Origin of the sequence: Stutzerimonas urumqiensis (genome assembly GCF_003640395.1) — a bacterium.
Lineage (GTDB): Bacteria > Pseudomonadota > Gammaproteobacteria > Pseudomonadales > Pseudomonadaceae > Stutzerimonas > Stutzerimonas urumqiensis.
In genome coordinates, this window is record NZ_RBZQ01000012.1 from 11,737 (window position 1) to 34,016 (window position 22,280).

Annotated in this window: 21 protein-coding genes; 11 read left to right on the forward strand and 10 right to left on the reverse strand. The window is 65.4% G+C overall.

All coding sequences use genetic code 11. The features are described from left to right. Window positions 1-24: 24 nt before the first annotated feature. The 4 genes from tssA to D7325_RS18445 all read right to left on the reverse strand — a co-directional run bounded on the left by tssA (window position 25) and on the right by D7325_RS18445 (window position 4,807). A complete protein-coding gene (gene tssA / locus D7325_RS18430) occupies window positions 25-1,587 on the reverse strand; it encodes a type VI secretion system protein TssA (protein ID WP_120997916.1) in 1,563 nt (520 codons plus the stop codon). A gap of 309 nt (window positions 1,588-1,896) precedes the next feature. After that, window positions 1,897-2,799 carry a D-hexose-6-phosphate mutarotase gene (locus D7325_RS18435; protein ID WP_120997917.1) on the reverse strand — a complete coding sequence of 301 codons (903 nt, stop codon included), beginning with the start codon at window positions 2,797-2,799 and terminating at the stop codon, window positions 1,897-1,899. Window positions 2,800-2,892: 93 nt separating this feature from the next. Next, window positions 2,893-4,269: a TRAP transporter large permease gene (locus D7325_RS18440; RefSeq protein ID WP_120997918.1), complete on the reverse strand. Its 1,377-nt coding sequence runs from the start codon at window positions 4,267-4,269 to the stop codon at window positions 2,893-2,895. Next, window positions 4,262-4,807: a TRAP transporter small permease subunit gene (locus D7325_RS18445; RefSeq protein ID WP_120997919.1), complete on the reverse strand. Its 546-nt coding sequence runs from the start codon at window positions 4,805-4,807 to the stop codon at window positions 4,262-4,264. Before D7325_RS18445 ends, D7325_RS18440 begins: the two co-directional genes overlap by 8 nt. 243 nt (window positions 4,808-5,050) lie before the next feature. Between D7325_RS18445 and D7325_RS18450 the strand changes: the two genes are divergently transcribed. Further along, the gene (locus tag D7325_RS18450; RefSeq protein ID WP_120997920.1) at window positions 5,051-6,154 is read left to right on the forward strand and encodes a TRAP transporter substrate-binding protein; all 1,104 of its coding nucleotides are present in this window, start codon (window positions 5,051-5,053) and stop codon (window positions 6,152-6,154) included. A 46-nt stretch (window positions 6,155-6,200) separates the two neighbouring features. Here D7325_RS18450 and D7325_RS18455 read toward each other — a convergent pair whose 3' ends face one another. Then, on the reverse strand, window positions 6,201-6,626 hold the full coding sequence (locus D7325_RS18455; protein ID WP_120997921.1) for an OsmC family protein: 426 nt from the start codon (window positions 6,624-6,626) through the stop codon (window positions 6,201-6,203). A gap of 55 nt (window positions 6,627-6,681) precedes the next feature. Further along, window positions 6,682-7,326, reverse strand: a complete 645-nt coding sequence (yihA, locus tag D7325_RS18460; RefSeq protein ID WP_120997922.1) for a ribosome biogenesis GTP-binding protein YihA/YsxC — start codon at window positions 7,324-7,326, stop codon at window positions 6,682-6,684. 246 nt (window positions 7,327-7,572) lie between these two features. Between yihA and D7325_RS18465 the strand changes: the two genes are divergently transcribed. The 6 genes from D7325_RS18465 (at window position 7,573) to D7325_RS18490 (ending at window position 14,399) form a co-directional block, all read left to right on the forward strand. Beyond that, complete coding sequence (locus D7325_RS18465) at window positions 7,573-8,205, forward strand: c-type cytochrome (RefSeq protein ID WP_120997923.1); 633 nt, start codon at window positions 7,573-7,575, stop codon at window positions 8,203-8,205. Between the two features lie 169 nt (window positions 8,206-8,374). Next, complete coding sequence (locus D7325_RS18470; protein WP_120997924.1) at window positions 8,375-9,004, forward strand: thiol:disulfide interchange protein DsbA/DsbL; 630 nt, start codon at window positions 8,375-8,377, stop codon at window positions 9,002-9,004. A gap of 6 nt (window positions 9,005-9,010) precedes the next feature. After that, window positions 9,011-9,880, forward strand: coding sequence for an endonuclease/exonuclease/phosphatase family protein (locus D7325_RS18475; RefSeq protein ID WP_120997925.1), 870 nt, complete (start codon window positions 9,011-9,013; stop codon window positions 9,878-9,880). Between the two features lie 12 nt (window positions 9,881-9,892). Then, window positions 9,893-11,779 (forward strand): GGDEF domain-containing protein, encoded by a 1,887-nt coding sequence (locus D7325_RS18480; protein WP_120997926.1) that lies wholly within the window; start codon window positions 9,893-9,895, stop codon window positions 11,777-11,779. 120 nt (window positions 11,780-11,899) lie between these two features. Further along, on the forward strand, window positions 11,900-12,673 hold the full coding sequence (locus D7325_RS18485; RefSeq protein WP_120997927.1) for an N-acetylmuramoyl-L-alanine amidase: 774 nt from the start codon (window positions 11,900-11,902) through the stop codon (window positions 12,671-12,673). Window positions 12,674-12,860: 187 nt separating this feature from the next. Next, a complete protein-coding gene (locus D7325_RS18490) occupies window positions 12,861-14,399 on the forward strand; it encodes a nucleobase:cation symporter-2 family protein (RefSeq protein ID WP_120997928.1) in 1,539 nt (512 codons plus the stop codon). 59 nt (window positions 14,400-14,458) lie between these two features. Here the strand turns inward: D7325_RS18490 and D7325_RS18495 are convergent, their stop codons facing one another. Genes D7325_RS18495 through algB form a run of 3 tightly spaced genes read right to left on the reverse strand, consistent with a single transcriptional unit; the run spans window position 14,459 to window position 18,024 of the window. Then, window positions 14,459-14,863, reverse strand: coding sequence for a DUF1330 domain-containing protein (locus D7325_RS18495; RefSeq protein ID WP_120997929.1), 405 nt, complete (start codon window positions 14,861-14,863; stop codon window positions 14,459-14,461). 30 nt (window positions 14,864-14,893) lie between these two features. Next, complete coding sequence (locus D7325_RS18500) at window positions 14,894-16,681, reverse strand: KinB sensor domain-containing domain (protein WP_120997930.1); 1,788 nt, start codon at window positions 16,679-16,681, stop codon at window positions 14,894-14,896. Continuing rightward, window positions 16,678-18,024: a sigma-54-dependent response regulator transcription factor AlgB gene (gene algB / locus D7325_RS18505; RefSeq protein ID WP_120997931.1), complete on the reverse strand. Its 1,347-nt coding sequence runs from the start codon at window positions 18,022-18,024 to the stop codon at window positions 16,678-16,680. Before algB ends, D7325_RS18500 begins: the two co-directional genes overlap by 4 nt. A 294-nt stretch (window positions 18,025-18,318) precedes the next feature. Here algB and D7325_RS18510 point away from each other — a divergent pair, with 294 nt between their 5' ends. From D7325_RS18510 to D7325_RS18525, 4 genes are all read left to right on the forward strand, one after another. Next, window positions 18,319-18,750 (forward strand): PA2169 family four-helix-bundle protein, encoded by a 432-nt coding sequence (locus D7325_RS18510; protein ID WP_120997932.1) that lies wholly within the window; start codon window positions 18,319-18,321, stop codon window positions 18,748-18,750. A gap of 188 nt (window positions 18,751-18,938) precedes the next feature. Beyond that, on the forward strand, window positions 18,939-19,178 hold the full coding sequence (locus tag D7325_RS18515; protein WP_120997933.1) for a hypothetical protein: 240 nt from the start codon (window positions 18,939-18,941) through the stop codon (window positions 19,176-19,178). A gap of 237 nt (window positions 19,179-19,415) precedes the next feature. Then, window positions 19,416-19,586 (forward strand): DUF1328 domain-containing protein, encoded by a 171-nt coding sequence (locus D7325_RS18520; RefSeq protein WP_120997934.1) that lies wholly within the window; start codon window positions 19,416-19,418, stop codon window positions 19,584-19,586. Window positions 19,587-20,011: 425 nt separating this feature from the next. After that, window positions 20,012-21,241 (forward strand): nucleoside recognition domain-containing protein, encoded by a 1,230-nt coding sequence (locus D7325_RS18525; protein ID WP_120997935.1) that lies wholly within the window; start codon window positions 20,012-20,014, stop codon window positions 21,239-21,241. Here the strand turns inward: D7325_RS18525 and D7325_RS18530 are convergent. After that, the gene (locus D7325_RS18530; RefSeq protein WP_120997936.1) at window positions 21,223-22,233 is read right to left on the reverse strand and encodes a zinc ABC transporter substrate-binding protein; all 1,011 of its coding nucleotides are present in this window, start codon (window positions 22,231-22,233) and stop codon (window positions 21,223-21,225) included. The genes D7325_RS18525 and D7325_RS18530 overlap by 19 nt on opposite strands. Between the last annotated feature and the right edge of the window lie 47 nt (window positions 22,234-22,280).

The window sequence follows — 22,280 nt, forward strand, 5'->3', positions numbered from 1 at the left end:
TCCTTGAATGGGTGGCCCGGGGGCCTAATCGAGCACCACCTCGAGATCGAGGTGGCACAGCCTGCGGTAGATCTCGTCCTTGCTCTCGCGCACCGCATGGTTCTGCGGCAGCACTTCGCAGCAGTGATGCAACAGGCGCAGCACTTCGAGGGCGAGATCGGGTTCCCAGTCGCCGAGGCCGGTGGCGGTCAGCGTCTGGTCCAGTGATTCGAGCTGGGTCTTGGCGAGGTCGTACTTCTTCGCCTGCATGCACAGGCGCGCCAGGGCCAGCTGCCAGTGGAAGCGCTCGCGACCGCCCTGAGCGCCGGCCAGGCCGGTCTTGAGCTGCTGCACGGCGGCTTTCAGGCCCTCCTTGCGCAGCAGCGGCAAGGCCTCGTCGAGCGCGCGATCCCAGGCGGGGACCTGATCGGTCGCTGCGGGCGAAGGATCACGGCGGGTTTCCGGGAGCTGGAGGTGAGGCAGCACCTGGCCGGCGATCCAGGCGCGCGTTTGGGCATCGGCGAAGGGCGCCCCATCATGGAAGCGCAGCTCCTCGAGCCCCGGCACGCGTTGCAGGAACAGCGCCAGCTGGATTTCCACCTCGCGCATCGCCTGCGGCGCATCCAGGGCCTGCAGACATTCCCAGGCCAGGCGTTGCCCATCGAGCCAGAACGGTGCGCGGGCGAGGCTGGTCTCCAGCTCTGCCAGCAGATCGGCATAGGCGCCCTGGGCGAAGCGTTCCTTCAGGCTGGCCAGCTTGTCCGCCGGAAGTCCACGAAGCGCCGTTATGTGCTCGGCGCTGCGCTCGGGCAGGCTGTCGATTCCCAGCCACAGCAGTGTCCGGCACAACCGTAGCGCCTTCAGATCGGTCGCCTTCTGCTTGAGCCACCATGTCGCCAGCGGCCTGGACTGCTCCTGTAGGGCGCGCAACGCTTTTTGCGCGTCCTTTTCAGTCCCAATAGGGACGTTGCCGGTCAGTACCTGCGTCGCCACCTGCTTGACCTGCGCGATGGCGGTGCCGACGGCACCGGCGTCAGGCTGACCCTTGCCGGCGCGGCTGACCATCTCGTCGAGGCGACGGCAGAGCGGAAGCAGAAGCGGAGACTCATCCGCAAGGTGCTCGGTCAGGCAGCGGTCGAGGCGGCGCAACAGATTGGCGAGGCTGGTGAACAGAGCAAGCTGCTCGGCGACCGGGACCTGCTCGCCGATGGCCTGGTCCAGCCGCGGAACGAGCCAGCCGAGCGCCGCGGCGCGCGTTCGGGGTTTACGGGGGTGGAGATCGCTCCAGCGCTGTTCGCAGAGCTCGGCCAGCAGCGCGATGCCGGCATGCAGGCCGGCGAACGACTCCCGTTGGTACAAGCCCCAGGTCAGCCAGGCCGCCGCGCGTAGATCCTTCGCCTGCTGAGCGATGATCGCTTCCGCCCCAGAGGCCACTCGCTGCCAGTCGACGGTGCCGGCGTGGTGCAGCGACGCCGCCTTGCCGAGTTCGCTTTCCAGCGCTTCGTATTCCGGCGAGAAGCGACAGTCCTCGCCGGCGAAGTTGCCGGGCGAAATGGGCTGTTTCGCCAATGCCAGATAATGGCTGGTAAGCGCGTTTGAATAGGTCATCCCTGACTCGATAAGTTCGTCCATGAACTTTTTTCGAAAGTAGCCAAAGGCGGCTCTTTCTTTGGAAGTTGTGCAATTTATTGCGCACTTTGTGCTGTGCAATAGATTGCGCAACTTCCGTGGGAGCGCATCCTAGGGCTTGCGCAGCGCTAGCAGCAAGGCAGGAAGTGTGACCGCTATAACGCTGTCAGAGATTGCTTCGAGTATTTACGGAACTTTGTGGAAGCGTTCCAGTTGGCATTATCAGGGGGATGGTGATTATGCCTGCGCGTATTTGCGCCGCGTCACGGTGCGACGCGGCATTCTGTGTCAGGTCAGCGGTTTGCTCGCCAGGGAAACACCGAGCGTATGTGATGCATCGCTCGCCAGCCTGACGTAGTCGTCCAGCACGTTCGCCGTCTCGATGCATAGCATTCGTTGCCACGCATCGTCGGCGAAATCACTCAGGCGTTTGGCCTTGTCTATCCATGGATTCCAGAGAACGGCGGAGCGACTCCCTTCGGTGATCAGTTCGATTCGCCGATTCCAGTCCCGATCGAGCACACTCAGCTGTGTCGGCAAACCGAGGTAGATGCGGTCCGTCTCACGGTCGATCACCGGCTCGTCCGTTTGGGTCCGACGACTCCAGTCATCCAGGGTTTCGATGTAGGCACGATTCGCCATGCCTTCGAGAGCGACCTTGCGGACATCGCTGACGGCGAAATAGGTATGCAGTGCCTGACTGAAAGCCAGTTCGGTTGCCCTGCGATTGCGGGTCGTGAGCCGGAGATGCAGCGCATCGTCGAGATGGATCTCCAGCTTCAGTTCGGCGTCATGCGGCCAGCCCGGTAGCGGGTCGGTGCGCGTGTCGTAGACAAACACCAGGCCAGCCATGCCCTGGCTTTGCGTTTCGCTCAGCGTCCAGTCGCGTGCCCGTACATGACCGTGCGCAGGCGCCGTTTCGGCTGCTGTCTGCATACCGCGCACGGCTTCGGGATTGCGGGAAAGATCGCCGAACCAGGGCCAGCAAACGGGAACACCGCCACGCACGGAGCGGCCGCGCGCGAAGACGGCCTGCTCGCTCAGCCAGATCAAAGGTCGTTGACCAGCAGGTACGTAGCGCAGGACTTGCGCGCCCTGCTCGGCGACCAGTAGCTCGGCACCCTGGTGCCGGATTTGCCAGCAGGTCAGCTCGCCCAGGCTTACGCGTTCGATGGAGGGAGTGGAAGTCATCGTGGTTCTCCTGCTTGTATGCCGCAGCGAAAGGCGCTCGCCGATAAGAAAACGCCCGTCAGAGACGGGCGTGGAGAGCGGCTGGTGATCGGATCACGGTCCGTAGACAACGCTCGGTAGCCAAGTGATCAGGCCAGGCCACAGATAGGCGATGATCAGGATCGATAGCTGTATCGCGATGAACGGAATGACGCCCTTGTACATGGTGCTGGTCGGTACCGATGCCGGCGTGACCCCGCGCAGGTAGAAGAGCGAGAAACCGAAGGGCGGCGTCAGGAACGAGGTCTGCAGGTTCAGCGCGAACATCACGCCCAGCCATACCGGGTCCAGGCCCATCGCCAGCAGGATCGGTCCGACGATAGGCACCACGACGAACACGATCTCGATGAAGTCGAGGATGAAGCCCAGCAGGAACATCACCAGCATGACCACGATCAGCGCGCCGAGCGCACCGCCAGGCAGGGCACTGAGCATGTCCTCGATCAGAATTTCCCCGCCAAAGCCACGGAACACCAGCGAGAACAGCGAGGCGCCGATCAGGATCAGGAACACCATCGAGGTGATTTCGGTCGTGCCGAAGGCTACCTGCTTCAGTTGGGCGAAGTTGAGCTGGCGCTTGGCCAGGGCGAGCAGGGTCGCGCCCAGCGCACCGACGGCCGCCGCTTCGGTCGGCGTGGCGTAGCCGGTCAGGATCGAGCCGAGCACCGCCGCGATCAGCAGCAGGGGCGGGAACAGCGCAGCGATGAGCTTGCCCCATTCGATCGGGCCCAGCTCTTCCTGGGGCAGTGCCGGCAGCTTCTTCGGCTGGAAAATCGCCACGATGATCAGGTACAGGATGTAGAGACCAACCAGCACCAGGCCGGGGATCAGGGCGCCGATGAACAGGTCGCCGACCGAAACGGTCTTCGGCGAGAAGATCCCCATCTTCAGCTGCGCCTGCTGGAACGCACTGGACATCACGTCGCCCAGCAGGACCAGGATGATCGACGGCGGAATGATCTGCCCGAGCGTGCCGGTGGCGGCGAGCGTTCCGGTGGCGATCGCCGGGTCATAGCCGCGACGCAGCATGGTCGGCAAGGCGAGCAAGCCCATGGTGACCACGGTGGCCCCGACGATGCCGGTACTGGCGGCGAGCAGGGCGCCGACCACGCAAACCGAGATCGCCAGGCCACCGCGCAGCGTGCCGAACAGGCGGGACATGGATTCGAGCAGGTCTTCGGCGACGCGGGACTTTTCCAGCATCACGCCCATGAACACGAACAGCGGCACGGCCAGCATCGTCTGGTTGTTCATGATGCCGAACAGACGGTTGGGTAGCGCGTGCAGGAAACTCGGATCGAAAGTGCCGGTGACGATACCGATGCCGGCGAATACCAGCGCCATGCCACCCAGGGTGAAGGCGACCGGATAGCCCGACATCAGTGCGACGCAGATGCTGACGAACAGCAGGATGGCCATGAACTCAGCCATGACTCACCTCCGATTCCGGAAGGCGCCCGGCGAGCTTGTAGCCGAACGTGATGAGGTCGGCGATGGCCTGAAGAATCAGCGATACGACCAGCACGAGGATGATGGTCTTCTGCAGATAGACGAACTGAAGGCCGTCGGCCTCGTTTGACACCTCTCCGGTCGCCCAGGAGCTGGCGACGTAATCCCAGCTGTTCCAGGCGAGGAACAGGCAGACCGGCAACAGGAAGAACAGATGCCCCAGGCCATCGACCAGCGCTTTGCGCCGCGCGGAGAACTTCTGGTAGAAGATGTCGACACGCACATGGCCCTCGCGCTGGAGCGTCCAAGCAGCCGCACCCATGAAAACGAGTGCATGGGCGTACATGACCAGCTCCTGCAGTGCGATCGCACCGATACCGAATCCGTAGCGAAGAACGACCACCAGTGCAGTGGCCGCCACCAGGAACAGCGTGAGCCAGGCACAGGCTTGCCCCAGGAGGCGATTGAGCGCGTGAATCGCGCCCGCCACCCGGAGCAGGGGGGGAGTGTTAGATGGCATTGGGTTATACCTTCTTATACGTTTTAGTGTTGGAAGGGCCGGCGATTTTATGCGACTTTTGGCCGCGCACGCCAGAATGTCGGTCTCCGGCGCTGCCGTACAGTAGCAGGCTTACCCGCCTTTCGTAGACTTGACCAAGGCGTTGCGCTTCGAATTAGAGTGCCGTTTCGTTTCTTATGAAATGGAAGTGCACAGTACGCTGTGTCACCGAATAACAAACAACAACAAACAAGGAGTCATCCCATGAAGCGTCGTGACATTCTGGCAGCGGCCGGGGTCGGTCTGGCGGCTACTGCACTGGCGGGCTGCAAGGAAAATAACGAAGCCTCCGGCGAAAAGCAGGCGGCGGCCGAGCAGCAAACCTATAACTGGAAGATGGTCACCTCCTGGCCGAAGAACTTCCCAGGCGTCGGCGTCGGTGCCGAGCGCTTCGCCCAGCTGGTCAACGAAATGAGTGGTGGCCGGCTGACCGTCAAGGTCTATGCCGCCGGCGAACTGGTTCCCGCGCTGGAAGTCTTCGATGCCGTCTCGCGCGGTACCGCCGAGATGGGGCACGGTGCGCCGTACTACTGGAAGGGCAAGGTGCCGGCGGCGCAGTTCTTCTGTGCGCTGCCCTTCGGCCCCAACGCGCAGGAGATGAATGCCTGGCTGCACTACGGCGGCGGCATGCAGCTGTGGGAAGAGGTCTACAAGCCCTTCGGCGTATTGCCGATGGCCTGCGGCGCGACGGGCGTGCAGACCGCCGGTTGGTTCAACAAGGAGATCAACTCGGTCGAAGACTTCCAGGGCCTGAAGATGCGGACCCCGGGCCTGGGCGGGGAAGTGCTGACCAAGATGGGTGGCACCGTGGTGAACATGCCGGCCGGCGAAATCTTCACCGCGTTGCAGACCGGCGCCATCGACGCCACCGAATGGATCGGGCCGTATAACGACCTGGCCCTTGGTCTGCACAAGGCCGCCAAGTACTACTACACCCCAGGCTGGCAGGAGCCGAACGTCACGTTCGAGCTGGATGTGAACCTCAAGGCGTGGGAAAGCCTGCCGGACGACCTGAAGGCGATCGTTCGCGGCGCTGCCCGCTACGTCAATGGCGACATGCTCGACGATTACAACGCCAAGAACATGGAGGCGATGGAAGAGCTGCGCAAGCAGGGCGTCGAGGTGCGGCGCCTGCCGGACGAAGTGCTGACTCGCCTGCGTGAAGTCGCGTCGGAAGTGGTCGATGCGTCGGCCGCCGCCGACCCGGTCGCGGCGAAGGTGTGGGAGCAGCAGAGCGCCTATCTCAAGCGTCTCTACGAGTACGCCGAGCTGAACGAGAAGGACATCTACAACATTCGCGTCGGCTGACCGAAGAAAGCGCCCGGAGCCTCCGGGCGCTTCATTCCGCGCGTTATCAGCGCTCGAGCGTGGCCGAAAGCGTGATGGTCGCGTTCAGCACCTTGGACACCGGGCAACCCTCTTTTGCCTGGTTGGCGATCGTCTGGAACTGCGCTTCGTCCGCGCCGGGCACACGTGCCTTGAGCTGGAGATCGATCGCCGTGATGGCGAAGCCCTCGCCCTGCTTGTCCAGCGTCACCTCGGCCTTCGTTTCGATGCGTTCAGGCGTCAGACCCGCCTGGCCCAGCATCATCGAGAGGGCCATCGAGAAACAACCCGCATGCGCCGCGCCGATGAGCTCCTCGGGATTGGTCCCGGGCGCGCCTTCGAAGCGCGTGTTGAAGCCGTAGGGATTGCCATCGAGCGCGCCGCTTTGCGTGCTGATGGTGCCTTTGCCTTCCTTCAGCGACCCTTGCCAGATGGCGGATGCCGATTTCTTCATGATTCGAACTCCTCTGTGTGAGAGTTCTCTTCAGAGAAGGGCTCGTGCGGCAAGTTCAGACCGACGGATCGACGGCCTCGTCCATCGCCAGATCCAGCCAGCGAGCCAGAACGGTATGGGCTTCCTCGATGCCTTGCCGCTTGGGCGCGGAAAAAAGCTGGATGCTCACGCCGTCGCCCCATTCGGTTTGCAACGTGCGGCGAATCTGCAACAGGGCGTTCTTGGCCGCGCCATAGGCGAGTTTGTCCGCCTTGGTCAGCAGGATATGCAGGGGCATGTCGGCGGCAATCGACCAGTCCAGCATCATGCGATCGAAGTCGGTGAGCGGGTGGCGGATGTCCATCATCAGGAAGACCCCGACAAGGCTCTCGCGGCTTCCCAGGTAGGCTTCCAGGTGGCGCTGCCAGTGCTGCTTCAGCGGGATAGGCACCTTGGCGTATCCATAGCCCGGCAGATCGACGAGTCGACGCTCGTCATCCAGGCGGAAGAAGTTCAACAGCTGGGTACGCCCCGGTGTTTTCGAGGTGCGGGCGAGGTTCGCGTGGGTGAGCGTGTTGATGGCGCTCGACTTGCCGGCATTGGAGCGACCTGCGAAGGCCACCTCGCGGCCCTCGTCGGCAGGGCATTGGTCCACTTTGGCCGCGCTGATGGTGAAAGTGGCTTGCTGGCAGAGGCCGACGATGGGGTTCTTGGTAGACATGGACCTTCCGGTAGGTGCGCGGGGGTGCGGCAACGGTTCGTTTCCGTTTTAGGGTCGGCAGTATATAATGCCGCAGATTTTGTGTGCGCTTTGTTCGCCTGGAAGCCTTGCCGCACAAGGCCTCGAGCGCAGGTGACGTAGTCGCTGGCATGCAGTCATTCTGCACAATAAGCAGGCATCGAGCCGCCAGGCAGCTCGCTAGCCGATGCATTCCTTTAACACCCCTAGCCGTAGTTGGATGAGCTGATGAACAAAGTACTCGTGAGTCTGCTGTTGACCCTTGGCATCACCGGTATGGCACATGCCGCAGGCGACCCGGCAGCAGGCCAGGCCAAGGCCGCGGTCTGTGGCGCCTGCCATGGCCCCGACGGCAACAGTGTGGCCCCGAACTTCCCGAAGCTGGCTGGCCAGGGCGAGCGGTATCTGCTCAAGCAACTCCATGACATCAAGGTCGGCAGTGCCCCCGGCGCGCCGGCTGATGTCGGTCGCAAGGTGCCCGAGATGACGGGTATTCTTTCGCCTTACAGCGATCAGGACCTCGCCGACCTGGCGGCCTATTTCGCCAGCCAGGAGATGAGCATCGGTCAAGCCGATCCCGCGCTGGTCGATCAGGGCGAAGCGCTCTTCCGGGGTGGCAAGGTCGAGCTTGGCATGCCGGCTTGCACCGGTTGCCATGCGCCCGATGGCGTGGGCAACGAGCCGGCCGGCTTTCCGCGTCTTGGCGGTCAGCATGCGGCGTACGTGGCCAAGCAGCTGACCGACTTCCGCGAGGGTGTGCGCACCAACGATGGCGACACCATGGTCATGCGGACCATCGCTTCGAAGCTCAGCAACAAGGACATTCAAGCGCTGTCGAGCTACATTCAGGGCCTGCACTGACAGCGGGTAGCGGTCACCAAAGGGCGATCGGACGCGCTGTCCGGTCGCCCTTTTTCATTTTCGCTGCTTACAATGGAGCGGTTTCGGTTCGCCGGTGAGCGTTCGCCGCCCATGAAGGACGGCCGCTGCCACGCCAGTACCGTCCACAAAGACCAGGAGTCAGACTTCCATGCGTCAACTCGTTCTCAGCGCCTTTCTCGTGGCGTCCAGCCTGCTTGCCGTGTCGGCCAACGCCCAGGAATTCCAGGCGGGCAAGGAATACGTCGAGCTGTCCAACCCGGTGCCGACTGCCGATCCCGAGAAGATCGAAGTAGTCGAGTTGTTCTGGTACGGCTGCCCGCACTGCTATCAGTTCGAGCCCGCCCTCAACGCCTGGGTCGCCGAATTGCCTGACGACGTGGATTTCAAGCGCATTCCGGCGATGTTCGGTGGCCAGTGGAATGTGCACGGCCAGCTGTTCCTCACCCTGGAAGCCATGGGTGTCGAGGCGAAGGTGCATGACGCCGTGTTCGATGCCATTCACCAGCAGCGCAAGCGACTGGCAACGCCTGAACAGATGGCCGAATTCCTCGCCACCCAGGGCGTGGACGAAGCCGAATTCCTCAAAACCTACAACTCCTTCGGCGTGAAAAGCCGTGTGGAGAAGGCCAAGAAGCAGGGCATGGCCTACCAGATCACCGGCGTTCCGGTGCTTGTCGTCAATGGCAAGTACCGCTTCGACCTGGGCTCGGCCGGCGGCCCGGAGCGTGCGCTCCAGGTGGCCGACTACCTGATCGAGAAAGAGCGCGCGGCGGAGTAATCTCCCATGCTGCGCCGCTGGAGTTCGCCGCGCACGGCCATTCCGGGACGTGCCCGTGTCAACGCCAACTGCCTCGACGACAGCGGGCTGCCTGCCGATGGGCGCCTGCGTCTGCTCAGCTTCAACATCCAGGTCGGTATCAATACCGGTCGCTACCATCACTACCTGACCCGCAGCTGGCAGCATGTGCTGCCGCATGCCGGGCGTGCCGCGAACCTGCAGCGCATCGGGGCGCTGCTGGGCGAATACGATCTGGTCGCGCTACAGGAAGCGGATGGCGGCAGCCTGCGTTCCGGCTACGTCAACCAGGTCGAACACCTCGCCCAGCTTGGCGCCTTCCCGTACTGGTATCAGCAGCTCAACCGCAACCTGGGTCGGCTGGCCCAGCACAGCAACGGATTGCTCAGTCGTCTCGAGCCGCAGTCGCTCGAAGACCACCCCTTGCCCGGCCCGTCCGGCCGCGGGGCAATCGTCATGCGCTTCGGCGAAGGCGACGATGCGCTGATCGTGGTGATGATGCATCTGGCGCTGGGCACGCGGGTTCGCACGCGCCAGTTGGCCTATATCCGCGAGCTCGTCGAGGGCTACCGCCACTGCGTGTTGATGGGCGACATGAATACCCATGCCGTGGACCTGCTCGAGCACTCGCCGCTGCGTGATCTGGGCCTGTTGGCCCCGCAGATCGAAGCGACCTTTCCGAGCTGGCAGCCACAGCGTTGCCTGGATCACATCCTCATCAGCCCCAGCCTGACGCTGGAGCGTGTGCGCGTGTTGCCGCAGCCGATTTCCGACCACCTGCCCGTCGCGGTCGAGATTCGCCTGCCCGATTGCCTGACCCACCCGGCGCTGCCCGTTCCGATGGTGCCCGCCTCCTAGCGATGACTCCCCATGACAGACGATAACGGTCGCTGGAAGGACAAATACCTCGCCTCGCTGGAGGAACACGAGCGCCTCGAGACCCGCTGGCAAGCGCGCGTGGACCTGCTGCGCCGGGGCCTGGTGCGCAGCAGCCTGGCGGTCGAAGGCGCGGACCGTGCGGTCGATCAGTGCATGAACGAGATGCGCGAGCTGCTGCGTGACGGTGACCTCGATCAGGGGCTCGAGCGCCTGATTCCGCGGCTCGAGCGCGCCGTGCTCGACTCCGAACGAAACCGGCAGGACCGCGCCGTCCAACTGGCGGCCGCGCTGGGGCGGCTGGTCGAGCAACTGCAAGCGCAGCCGGTGCCCGCCGACGTCCGCAAGGGATTGAAGCGCTTTGCCCGCTCGCTCGACGAGCGCGTCGCCCAGGCGCGGGAGGTGCCTGCGTTGCTGGTGGAACTGGCCGACCTGCAGCACAAGGCGCTTGCCGAGCAGGCGGGCACGCCCGGCCGTGGCGGCTTGCTGGAGCGGCTGTTCGGGCGGCAGGGCCCGGCAGAAGCCGCAGCCCTGGCGGATGCGAGTGCGCTGCCGGAGCGTCCGATCGAGCTGGCGTACCCGTCTCATGCCGATGATTCGCCGGGCGACCAGACGGTGGTGCCGCTCGCGCCGGCACCATCGGAAAACCCAGTGCCGACACCCGACAGCGAGGCTTCGGTGGTACCGCCGCCGACCCTGTCCGAAGCGTCGCCCGAGGCGCCGGCCGCACCCGCGGCGGCGCCGTCAGGCGAAGCCCAAACCGAGCCGGTGGACGTGCCCACCGAGCCTGAAGCCGCCGATCCCTTCGCCCTGCCGGCCTCGCCGGAGCCCGGCTACAGCGCCATTGCCGAGCGCGTCGAGGCGACGCTGCGCAGCCTTCTCGAAGACCTGCCGCTACCCGAGCATCACCGGCCGCGCGCCGAGGCGTTGCGTCAGCGAATCGCACATGGCCTCAACTGGTACGAACTGGTACCGGTGCTGGACGACCTGGCCATGCTGATGCTGGCCGTGGCCGATCTCGGCCAGCGTGAGTTCGAGCGCTACCTGCAGCAGCTCAATGAGCGGCTTTGCGCCATGCAGGATCACCTCGCGGTGGCACGCGAGGGGCACGCGCAGAACCAGGCCGCCGCCGAAGCGCTGGACGCGGAGCTGCGCGAACAGGTCGATGGCCTGCAGACCAGCGTCATGGAGGCATCCGACCTGCAAGCCCTCAAGCGCACGGTGGAGGGACGGCTCGAAGGGCTGCTGCGTACCGTCGATGCGTACCGCCAGCAGCGCAGTGACACCGAACAGGCGTTGGGCGAGCGGCTCGGCGCCTTGTCCGAGCGGGTAATGGTGATGGAGCAGGCCGCGAGCGATCTGCGTGACCACCTCGAAGAGCAGCGGCAGAAAGCCCTGGCCGATACGCTCACCGGCCTGCCGAATCGGGCCGCCTGGGACGAGCGCCTCATGCTGGAAGTGGCGCGCTGGCAGCGCTACGGCCATCAGCTGGCGCTGGCGGTGATCGATATCGACCATTTCAAGCGGATCAACGACGGCTTCGGCCACCTGGCTGGCGACCGGGTACTGAAGATCGTCGCCAACGAACTTCGCAAGCGGGTCCGCAAGACGGACTTCCTCGCGCGCTTCGGTGGTGAAGAGTTCGTCATGCTGCTGACCGACACCGAGCTGGCGGGTGCCATGCAGCTGCTCGAAACCTTGCGCAAGGGCATCGAGAACTGCCCGTTTCACTTCAAGGGCCAGCGGGTTCAGGTAACCTTTTCGGCCGGCGTCACGGTGTTTCGCGACGGCGACGTGCCGGATCAGGTGTTCGGACGTGCCGACAAGGCGCTGTACCGCGCCAAGGGTGCGGGTCGCAACCGGATCGAAAGCGGCGGCTGAATCGACAGACGGTCGAGCAATGACGTCGCTGTCATCGGCGCGCCGCGCGGCCTCGGTATAATCGCGTCGCTGCCGCCCAGGCAGTTGCCGACCGTTCAAGCCGTCGCTCGGAGAACCTTCATGAAGCCCCTTCTCGCCTTCGCGCTGCTCCTGCTGGTCGGTTGCAGCAGCGGCCTGCGCATCGATCGCAGCCATCCCTCGGCCGGGCACGACAGCCGCGTGCAGTACATCGTCCTGCACTACACCTCGGCCGACACCGAGCGCTCGCTGGCCCTGCTTACGGGGACCGACGTCAGCACCCACTACCTCATCGGCGATGCGCCGGCCACGGTCTATCAGCTGGTCGACGAGGACCGCCGGGCCTGGCATGCCGGCGAAAGCGAGTGGCAGGGCCGCACCTGGCTCAATGCGAGTTCGATCGGCATCGAGCTGGTGAACCCGGGGTATATCGACGGACCCGAAGGGCGGCGCTGGTACGCCTACACCGATGCGCAGATCGAGGCGCTTGTGGCGCTGCTCAAGGACATCATGGCGCGGCACGGCCTGAAGCCGGGCGCCATCATCGGGCACAGCGATATCGCGCCGCAGCGCAAGGTCGATCCGGGGCCGCTGTTTCCCTGGAAGCGCCTGGCCGAGGCGGGGCTGATGCACTGGCCGGACGCGCGCGCGGTGGCCCTCCACCAGCAGGTCTTCGCCGATGCGCTGCCGCCGGTGAGCTGGTTCCAGGAGCGGCTGGCGCGGCAGGGCTACGCGGTGCCGCGCACGGGCCTGCTCGACGAGGCCACCCGCAACGTGCTCGCGGCCTTCCAGATGAAATACCGCCCGAGTCGCTTCGACGGCGAGCCGGATGCCGAGACCGCCGCGCTCCTCACCGTCCTCGACGACATGGATTGAGTCGCCTCGCATCCTCGGCCAATCCCTTCCCCTTTCTGATCGAACAACCGGATCCGTCTGTCTCGCTGGCGCCTCAGGGTGCTAGCAATCGCCGATCTGCCGGCCTACACTCGATTGTGTACAAAGTCGTGTGCAATTAATCGCGCGCTTGTCCACAGTGACTACAAAAACAAGAGTGAGCAGCCCCATGACGACACCCCACGCCCAACCGCGGCCGGAAGACGAGAACCTTGGCATCGGTGCCAACATCGCCTATGGCTTCCAGCACGTCCTGACCATGTACGGCGGCATCATTGCCGTGCCGCTGATCGTCGGCCAGGCCGCCGGTCTGTCCCCGGCCGACATCGGCCTGCTGATCGCCGCTTCGCTGTTCGTGGGCGGCCTGGCGACCCTGCTGCAAACCCTCGGCTTGCCTTTCTTCGGCTGCCAGCTGCCGCTGGTACAGGGCGTTTCCTTCGCCAGCGTGGCCACCATCGTTGCGATCGTCAGCACCGATGGCGAGGGCGGGATGCAGACGGTGCTCGGCGCGATCATCGGCGCCTCGGTGATCGGCCTGCTGATCACGCCGGTGTTCTCCAAGGTCATTCGATTCTTTCCGCCGCTGGTGACGGGCATCGTCATCACCACTATCGGGCTGACCCTGATGCCGGTGGCCGCGCGCTGGGCGATGGGTGGCAACAGCCAGGCGCCCGACTTCGGCAGCATGGGCAACATCGGCCTGGCGGCCCTCACGCTGGTAACGGTGTTGCTGTTGAGCAAGGTCGGTAGCGCGGCGATCTCGCGGCTGTCGATCCTGCTGGCGATCGTCATCGGCACGCTGATGGCGATGGCCTTCGGCATGGCCGACTTCTCGCAGGTCACCGAAGGGCCGGTGGTCGCCCTGCCCACGCCGCTGCACTTCGGCATGCCGACATTCCAGGTCGCGGCGATCATCTCGATGCTGATCGTGATTCTGGTGACCCTGGTCGAGACCTCCGCCGACATCCTGGCGGTCGGCGACATCATCGGTACCAAGGTCGATTCGAAGCGGCTGGGCAACGGCCTGCGCGCCGACATGGTGTCCAGCGCGCTGGCACCGCTCTTCGGCTCGTTCACGCAGAGCGCCTTCGCACAGAACGTCGGACTGGTCGCGGTCACCGGCATCAAGAGCCGCTATGTGGTGGCCACGGGCGGGCTGATCCTGGTGATGCTGGGGCTGCTGCCGATCATGGGCCGCATCATCGCCGCGGTTCCGACGGCGGTGCTCGGCGGCGCGGGCATTGTGCTGTTCGGCACGGTCGCCGCCAGCGGCATCCGCACCCTGGCCAAGGTCGATTACCGCAACAACATGAACCTCGTGATCGTCGCCACCTCGATCGGCTTCGGCATGATTCCGATCGCCGCGCCCACTTTCTACCATGACTTCCCGGACTGGTTCGCCACCATCTTCCACTCCGGCATCAGCTCGGCCGCGGTCATGGCCATCCTGCTGAACCTGGCGTTCAACCACTTCACCGCGGGTAACTCCGATCAGCAGTCGGTGTTCGTCGCCGGCACGGAGCGAACGGTGTGCTACCGCGACATCGCGGCCCTCAATGACGGCGATCACCTGGTCGATGGCAAGCTGTACGACGCCGACGGCAACGAGGTGCCGGTCGTCGAGGACGAGGCGCCGGCGAATACCCGGGCCGCCGCCGACCCATCCGCTCCGAGCCGGATTCAGGTCACCGACCCGAGCAGCGCCTGACCGGCAGCCTGCCGTCCGCCGGCCCTGGGTCGGCGGACAGGTGGCTTAAGCGAAGGTATTCAACGGCGGGTGGTGCCGATCAGGCGCGAATCCGCCAGTGCGGCGCGGCGGTGCAGGGTGGCCGCGCGGTACTCGGGATCGGCGAGCATGCCGAGAAAGGCCTCTCGCGAGGGATAGCGGACCAGCAGCACTTCGTCCCACTGCTCCCCGGCGGGCGCGATGAGCGCCACGTGCGCGTCGGCGAACAGCTCGACCGAACCCCCGACGCCCTGCACCTTCCTGCCTGCAACGCGACTGTAGCGGGCGTAGGCCTCCCGGCCAGTGCAGGGGCCTTGGCCGCTGTCGGCCGGATAGCGGGCCTGCTCGTTGAAGCGCAGCAGGTTCAGCATCAGCACGGGTTGGTCGGCAGGCATCGCCTGCGCGTAGCGTTCGAGTTGCTCGCGGCTCGGCTCCAGGCTCGGCATCGGGGGCTCCTTCTTCCGGTTCGGCGCGGCTCAGATCGGCAGCGCGATGTAGAAGATCGTTCCATGCCCGATACGTGAATGCACGCCGATGCGACCACCATGCAGCTGGGCGATTTCCTTGCATAAGGCCAGGCCCAGTCCGGCGCCGCCGCGACGGCGTCCAATCTGCACGAAGGGCTCGAAAATCCGTGCCTGCTGGCTGTAGGGGATGCCCTCGCCATTGTCTTCGACGCTGAGGATCACCCGCTCGCCGTGCCGGCGCGCCAGCAGGCGAATCTCGCCGCCATCGGGCGTGTGCCGCAAGGCGTTGCTCAACAGGTTGTCGAGCACGCGCTCGATCTGCGGGCGGTCGAGCAGCAGGTTCGGTAGGGGCGGTTGCAGCTCCAGACCCAGCTCGATGCGATGATCCAGCGCCTGCGGCAGGAAGCGCTGGCGTGCCGCTTCGAGCAGTTCGGGAATGTCGCAGGGCATCAGCTCGAGCTTCTGCTGGCCGCTCTGGTAGCGCGAGAAGTCGAGCAGGTCGTTGATCAGCCGGACCAGGCGCTGCATCTCTTCGTGAACGGTACTCAGCAGATCGGCTTCGCGGCTGTTCTGGGCGAAGTGGATGCGCTCGCGCAGCAGGCTGAAGGCCATCTGCATGCCGGTCACGGGGGTGCGCAGTTCGTGCGAGGCGCGCAGGACGAACTCGTTGCGAACGCGCTCGAAGGTGCGCTGGTCGGTGACGTCGTGCAGCACCATCACCGCACCGCTGATCCGACCGTCGTGGTGGCTGACCGGGCTCATGCGCCAGGCCAGCAGCCGTCGCTCGCCGTCGGCTTCGATTTCCAGGTCCTGCGGCGGCGCGGCGAGGGCGTTGTCGTTGAGGACCTGCTCGGCCGCCGCGTCGAGCTCCGGATGGCCCAGCGCCTTGCCCAGCGGCGCGCCGATATGCCCGGCTTCCCAGGCGAGTTGACGTTGGGCGACCGGGTTGGCGTGCTCGAGCCGACCGTCGCGGTCGATGATCAGCAAGCCGTCGTCGATGCTGTCGAGCAGCGCCTGGAGCCGTTGCTGGCCGTTGACCAGCGCCTCGACGTTGGTCTGCTTGAACTGGTGCACCGCCTGGGCCATGAGCCCGAAGCGGCGGATCAGGATCGACAACTCGGCGATCGGCGAAGAGGGCAGGACGATGTTGAAATCGCCACGTCCGATCTGGTCGGCCGCGGCGCACAGTTTCTCGATGGGCTCGCCGAAGCGCCGGGCAAAACCGTGGGCGGTGACGAAGCCGATCAGCAGCACCGCGATGCCCGTCAGGCCGAGCAGGCCGGCCAGCAGCACGGCGCGCTCGCGCCCTTCGATCTCGGTATTGCGGATCTGGTCGTAGGCACCCTGCTGCATGTCCACCATCAGCAGGCGCACCTGGTTGAAGGACCGGCTCAGCTCGCTCTCTTCGGTCAGGGTCCAGCGCAGGCCCTGGGGCGTCTCGATCTGCCCGATGAAGTCGGCATAGGCCTGGCCGATTTCCCGGTAGGCCGCGCGGTCGCGCTCGTCCGGCGCCTGAGCGATGCCGCGGGCGAGGGTCTGCTCGAAGGCCTGGCGGCTCTCGTCGAGCGCGCCGCGATCACGTTCCTGGCGCAGCAGGATGACCATCTGGTTGCCCAGTGCCTGGCGCAGCTTCTGGTTGATCTCGATGACCGAGAAGCTGTCGCGGATCAGGTGCTCCTGACTGCGCGCCATCTGCACCACGCTGACCAGCGCCAGCAGCAGGCCGAGGAGGGCGACCGTCATCAGCGCGGAGAATCCCAGGAACAGGCGCGTCCTGAGCTTCATCTGCAGTCTCATAGGCCGTACTGCTTGCGTTTGCGGTAGAGGGTGGAGGCGTCGATGCCCAGGGTGCGGGCGGCCTGTTCCAGCGTGTCGCTGGTGGCCAGCACGCCGGCGATGTGGGCTTTTTCGAGTTCTTCTAGGCTCAGCGGCTCGCCGATGCGCGGCGCATTGCTGGCCGCCTGGCCGCCGAGTCCCAGGTGGCTGAGTTCGATCAGCGCCTGGGGACAGATGATGCTGGCGCGCTCGATGACGTTGCGCAGTTCGCGCACGTTGCCCGGCCAGCGGTAGGCGCGCAGGGCCGCCAGCGCTTCGTCACTGAGGCCGCGGGCCGGACGCCCGTAGTTCTTGACGAAGTGGGCGAGGAAGCGCTCGGCCAGGGTGACGATGTCTTCGGGGCGTTCACGCAGCGGCGGCAGCTTCAGGGTGATGACGTTCAGCCGGTACAGCAGATCTTCGCGGAAGCGGCCTTCGCGAACCATGTCCTCGAGGTTGAGGTTGGTGGCCGCGAGGATGCGCACGTCGGCGCGGCGGGTCACCGGATCGCCGACACGTTCGTATTCCTTGTCCTGGATGAAGCGCAGCAGCTTGGGCTGCAGCGCCAGCGGGAAGTCGCCGATTTCGTCGAGGAACAAGGTGCCCCCGTCGGCCTGGTTGACCCGGCCAAGCGTGCTCTCGGTGGCGCCGGTGAAGGCGCCGCGGTTGTGGCCGAACAGCTCGCTTTCCATCAGATCGGCCGACAGCGACGGGCAGTTGATGGTCACGCACGCCTTCTTCGCGCGGCGGCTCCAGTTGTGGATGGCGTGGGCGAGCTCGCCCTTGCCGGTGCCCGACTCGCCGAGGATGAGGATGTTGGCATCGGTGTCGGCGACCTGCCGTGCGGTTTCCAGGATGCCCATCATGACCGGGCTGTTGGAGCCGAGCGCGTCGCTGCGCTTCTGCACCTCGCCTTCGAGCGCCTCCAGGCGTGCCGCCATCTGGCGGACCTCGAGCTGCTTGGCCGCGGCCAGTCGCAGTTGTTCGGGGCTGCACGGCTTGACGAGGTAGTCCGCTGCGCCGGCCTGCATCGCGTCGACCGCCGTGTCGATGGCCGAGTGCGCGGTCACGATCACCACGCGCATCCAGGGCGCCACTACCCGCATATGTGCCAGCACGTCGAGGCCGCTGTCTTCGCCCAGGCGCAGGTCGAGGAAGCACAGGTCGAACACCTGTCGCTGCAGGATGGCTTCGGCCTGCGCGGCGCTGGCGGCGGTCACCACCGTGTAGCCGCGGTCTTCGAGGCAATAGCGGAAGGTTCGGAGAATAGCGGCTTCGTCATCCACCAGAAGGATGCGGCCGCTGAGTTCCGGCGTAGGTTCCATGAAAGCTCCCGTGAATGGACGGTCCTGCCGGCAGGAAGCGCCGGCGGCGCGGCCTCGCGGCCTGCTTCGATGCGCCGTTGGGGTTGGCGCGCCCTGCTTAGTGTACGCATTGCCGTGCAAGTTGCACGGTTCGGGCGAATTCGGCGGAGTTGGGCCTCATGGCCGGGCGGACTGGCGCGGCGTTTGTCGCAGCAGCCGATGCGATGGGCATCGCCGCGGCTATTCGCGGCGCAATTGCGGTCAAAGTCTGAACGGCGGGCGTTCGCCCCGCTCGGCAATCGCACCGGAGGAGCCATGAACCAGAGCATGAACCACCTCAACGAGCTGATCGAAATCACCCGTGACGGCCAGCGCTTCTACCAGCACGCCATGGAGGAAGTGGCCGACGTGGAGCTCCAGCACCTGTTCCGCGACATGGCGCAAGCCAAGACGCACGTCATCCAGGCGCTGAGCGTCAAGGTGGCGGCCAACCACGAGCAGCCGTCGCAGCACGGCACGCTCCAGGGTCGCCTGCGCGAGAAGTACGCCGATGCCAAGGCTCGGCTTGGCCACAAGGAGGCGACCTACATTACGGAGCTTCAGGACATGGAGGCGCACATCGTCCGCGCCTTCGAGGATGCGCTCGAAGGCGCCGAGCCCGACCTGCGCGCCTTGCTGGCGATCGAGCTGCCCAGGCTGCGCGCCTGCCACGAGCGCATTCGGCACGTACAGGTCGGCCGTACCTGAGGCTGCCGAGGCGCGCCTTGCAGAATGCACGACCGCCGGATGGGGCATCGTGCACTTTAAGCTGAAGACGGGGCGATGGTTATCCATAACTTATTGATATTCAAGAGTTTATTTTGACGTTGTGATTGGCACGCTGGCTGCAATCTCTCTACTCAAGAACGACCGATTTGGTACAGAAGGAGTTGAGGATGATCCGCCAAGCCAGCTTTTCTCTTGCGTGCAAGGGGCTGTTGACCGTCGCTGCCGTCACGCTGATGTTCGGCGCCGATCGTCCGATGTCCCAGCCGCTGAGCAAGGCGCAACGCGATGTCGCGGAACGAATTCGCCTCTACGACGCTCAACCGATCGAGTTCGCACGACAGGCGTCGTACCAGGACTCGCAGAGAGGGAACTACACCCAGGTCGGCGGAAAGCGCTGGGTGTTCTGAGCGGGGAATAACGCTATGTGGTTAGCCAGTTTGTCGATGCTTGTCGTGGTGTGCTGCCTGCTGGTGAGTCTGGCGGCCAACCTTGCTTACGCAGGTCAGGCCCTGTGGGACTCGCGCATGCAGCGACCGGTGACACAGCATTCTCTAGAAGGCATGGATGCAGGTGCAATTTCTCGGAGGGGGGCCAGTGTCGGCCACCCATCCGACGACCGATCCTAACCGAGTAGGAGATACACCATGTTGAGTTGGGCCATTACCTTCCTGATCATCGCCATCATCGCTGCGGTCCTGGGCTTCGGTGGTATCGCGGGCGCGGCAACCGGCATCGCCAAGATACTGTTCGTCGTGTTCCTGGTCCTGTTCGTCGCCTCGCTGATCTTCGGTCGCGGACGCGGACCGCGGGTCTGACGCAGCCACTGCAACGGCCGCTCCGGAGTGAGCGGTCGCAGCGGCAGGGATTCGCCAGTCTTCCCGGCACGTGCCGCCCGGCGCGCGCCAGCAAGTAGGGATGCGGCCATAAGCCGTACCCATTTCCGCCCCGTCGCCGGGGTGGACCAGGGGGCCGGAACGGGTTGCGATCGACGCGATCCGATCTAGGAGTACAGGGAGTACTCCCGTCTGAGGGCCAGGTCCGGTGAAATCGCGGCTGGAGCAGCGATCATCTCGCGCTCCGGTCCGCGATTTTCAAATCCTTCCGTCTTTCTCCTTATCAACCGAACCGCACCGTGACGCAGCCTTCCGTGAATGCGTGGCTGCGTGAACCAGCGCGCGGTCAATGACCATGGCCGGTCCGGGCCGCTATCATCCGGGGCTTCGCTCACCGGGAGAACGACATGCTCAACGGCCTCTGGCTCGGCTTTTTCATCGTGGCCGCCGTGGCGGCACTGGCGCGCTGGCTGTTCGGCGCCGATCCCGATGTCTTCGCCGCGCTGGTCGAGAGCCTGTTCGCGATGGCCAAGCTGTCGGTCGAGGTGATGATCCTGCTGTTCGGCACGCTCACGCTCTGGCTCGGCTTCCTGCGCATCGCCGAGAAGGCCGGGCTGGTCGAATGGCTGGCCCGCCTGCTGGGTCCGTTGTTCTACCGGCTGATGCCGGAGGTGCCGCGCGGACACCCGGCGCTGGGCCTGATCACACTCAACTTCGCCGCCAACGGCCTCGGCCTGGACAACGCCGCGACGCCGATCGGCCTCAAAGCGATGCGCGCGCTGCAGGAACTCAACCCCCTGCCGGACACGGCGAGCAATGCGCAGATCCTGTTCCTGGTGCTCAATGCGTCGTCGCTGACCCTGTTGCCGGTGTCGATCTTCATGTACCGCGTGCAGCAGGGCGCGGACAACCCAACGCTGGTCTTTCTGCCGATTCTGCTGGCCACCAGCGCCTCGACGCTGGCGGGCCTGCTGAGCGTGGCGATCGTCCAGCGGCTGCGGCTCTGGGACCCGGTGGTGCTCGCGTATCTGGTGCCCGGCGCGCTGCTGCTCGGTGGCTTCATGGCGCTGCTGGCCGGGCTCTCGGCGACCGCTCTGGCGCAGTTGTCGTCGCTGCTCGGCAACCTGACCCTGTTCGGGCTGATCGTGTCGTTCGTGGCGATCGGTGCGTTGCGGCGCGTGCCGGTCTACGAAGCCTTCGTCGAAGGCGCGAAAGAAGGCTTCGACGTGGCCCGCAGCCTGTTGCCCTATCTGGTCGCGATGCTGGTGGCGGTCGGCGCCTTGCGCGCGTCGGGTGCACTCGACTTCGGCCTGGAGGGCATTCGCTGGCTGGTCGAGGCGCTCGGCTGGGATACCCGTTTCGTGGACGCGTTGCCGACTGCGCTGGTCAAGCCGTTCTCGGGCAGCGCGGCGCGCGCGATGCTCATCGAAACCATGCAGAGCCAGGGCGTCGACAGCTTTCCGGCGCTGGTCGCCGCCACGGTGCAGGGCAGCACCGAAACGACCTTCTACGTGCTGGCGGTCTACTTCGGTGCGGTGGGTATCCAGCGCGCGCGCCATGCGGTCGGCTGCGCGCTGCTGGCGGACCTGGCCGGCGTGATCGCGGCGATCCTGGTCTGCTACTGGTTCTTCGGCTGATCGGCCTGCTCGGCGACGGCGGTAAGGCACTGGGTCAGCCCGGCGGCCAGGCGCTCCAGAAGCCGCGGATAGCCGTTCGCATCAGCGGCTAGGTCCAGCCCCATCGCATCCAGCTCGGCCAGCCGCGCTGGCAGGCCTTCGGTCAGCGTTTCGGTCAGGCGCGGACGAACCGGAGGCTCGCTGAACACGCAGCTCGGGCCGGCCTCGCGCAGTCGCTCACGCATGTCGGCCACCTGCCGTGCGCCGGGCTGCACCTCGCCGAGGGCGAACACGCCAGTGTGCTCGAGGCCGTAGGCGGCTTCGAAGTAGTCGTAGGTTTCGTGGAAGACGAAGAACGGCACGGCTTCGACCGCGGCGAGCGACTGCTTCAATTGCGTGTCGAGCGCGTCGAGCCGCTGCTCGAACGCCTTCAGGTTGGCCTGGTAGCGCTGCGCATTCGCCGGATCGACCGCGGCCAGGTCGGTCGCCATGCGCCGGGCGATCACCCGGGCGTTGTGCGGATCGAGCCAGAGGTGGGCGTCGAGGCTGCCGGGTCGGTGGGCGTGGTCGTGCTCGCCGTGGGCTTCATGGTCGTCATGCGCATGGTCCTCGTGCTCGTGCGCCTCGTGTTCCTCCGATGACTCACCCGCATGGCCGTGCTCGTGTTCGCCGAAGTGGCGCAGGGTCAGCCCGGGCAGCGTCTGTACCGCCAGCGCCGGGCCGTCACGACCGTCCAGCGGCTTGGCCAGGAAGCTCTCCAGGTCCGGGCCGATCCAGTAGAACAGGTCGGCCTGACGCAACTGCCGAACGTCGGACGGGCGCAGGCTGTAATGGTGCGGCGAGGCGCCGGCCGGCAGCAGCAGGCCCGGTTCGTCGATACCGGCCTGCACGGCCCCGGCGATCAGTTGCAGCGGCTTGATGCTGGTCAGCAGCTCGACCTCGGCGTGGGCGGGGAGGGCGGACAGGCCCAGAGAGGCAATGAGCGAGGCAAGGAGCGGACGAAGACGCGGCACAGGGGCATACTCGGCAGGTCAGAATGGGTAACATAATAACGTCTCTC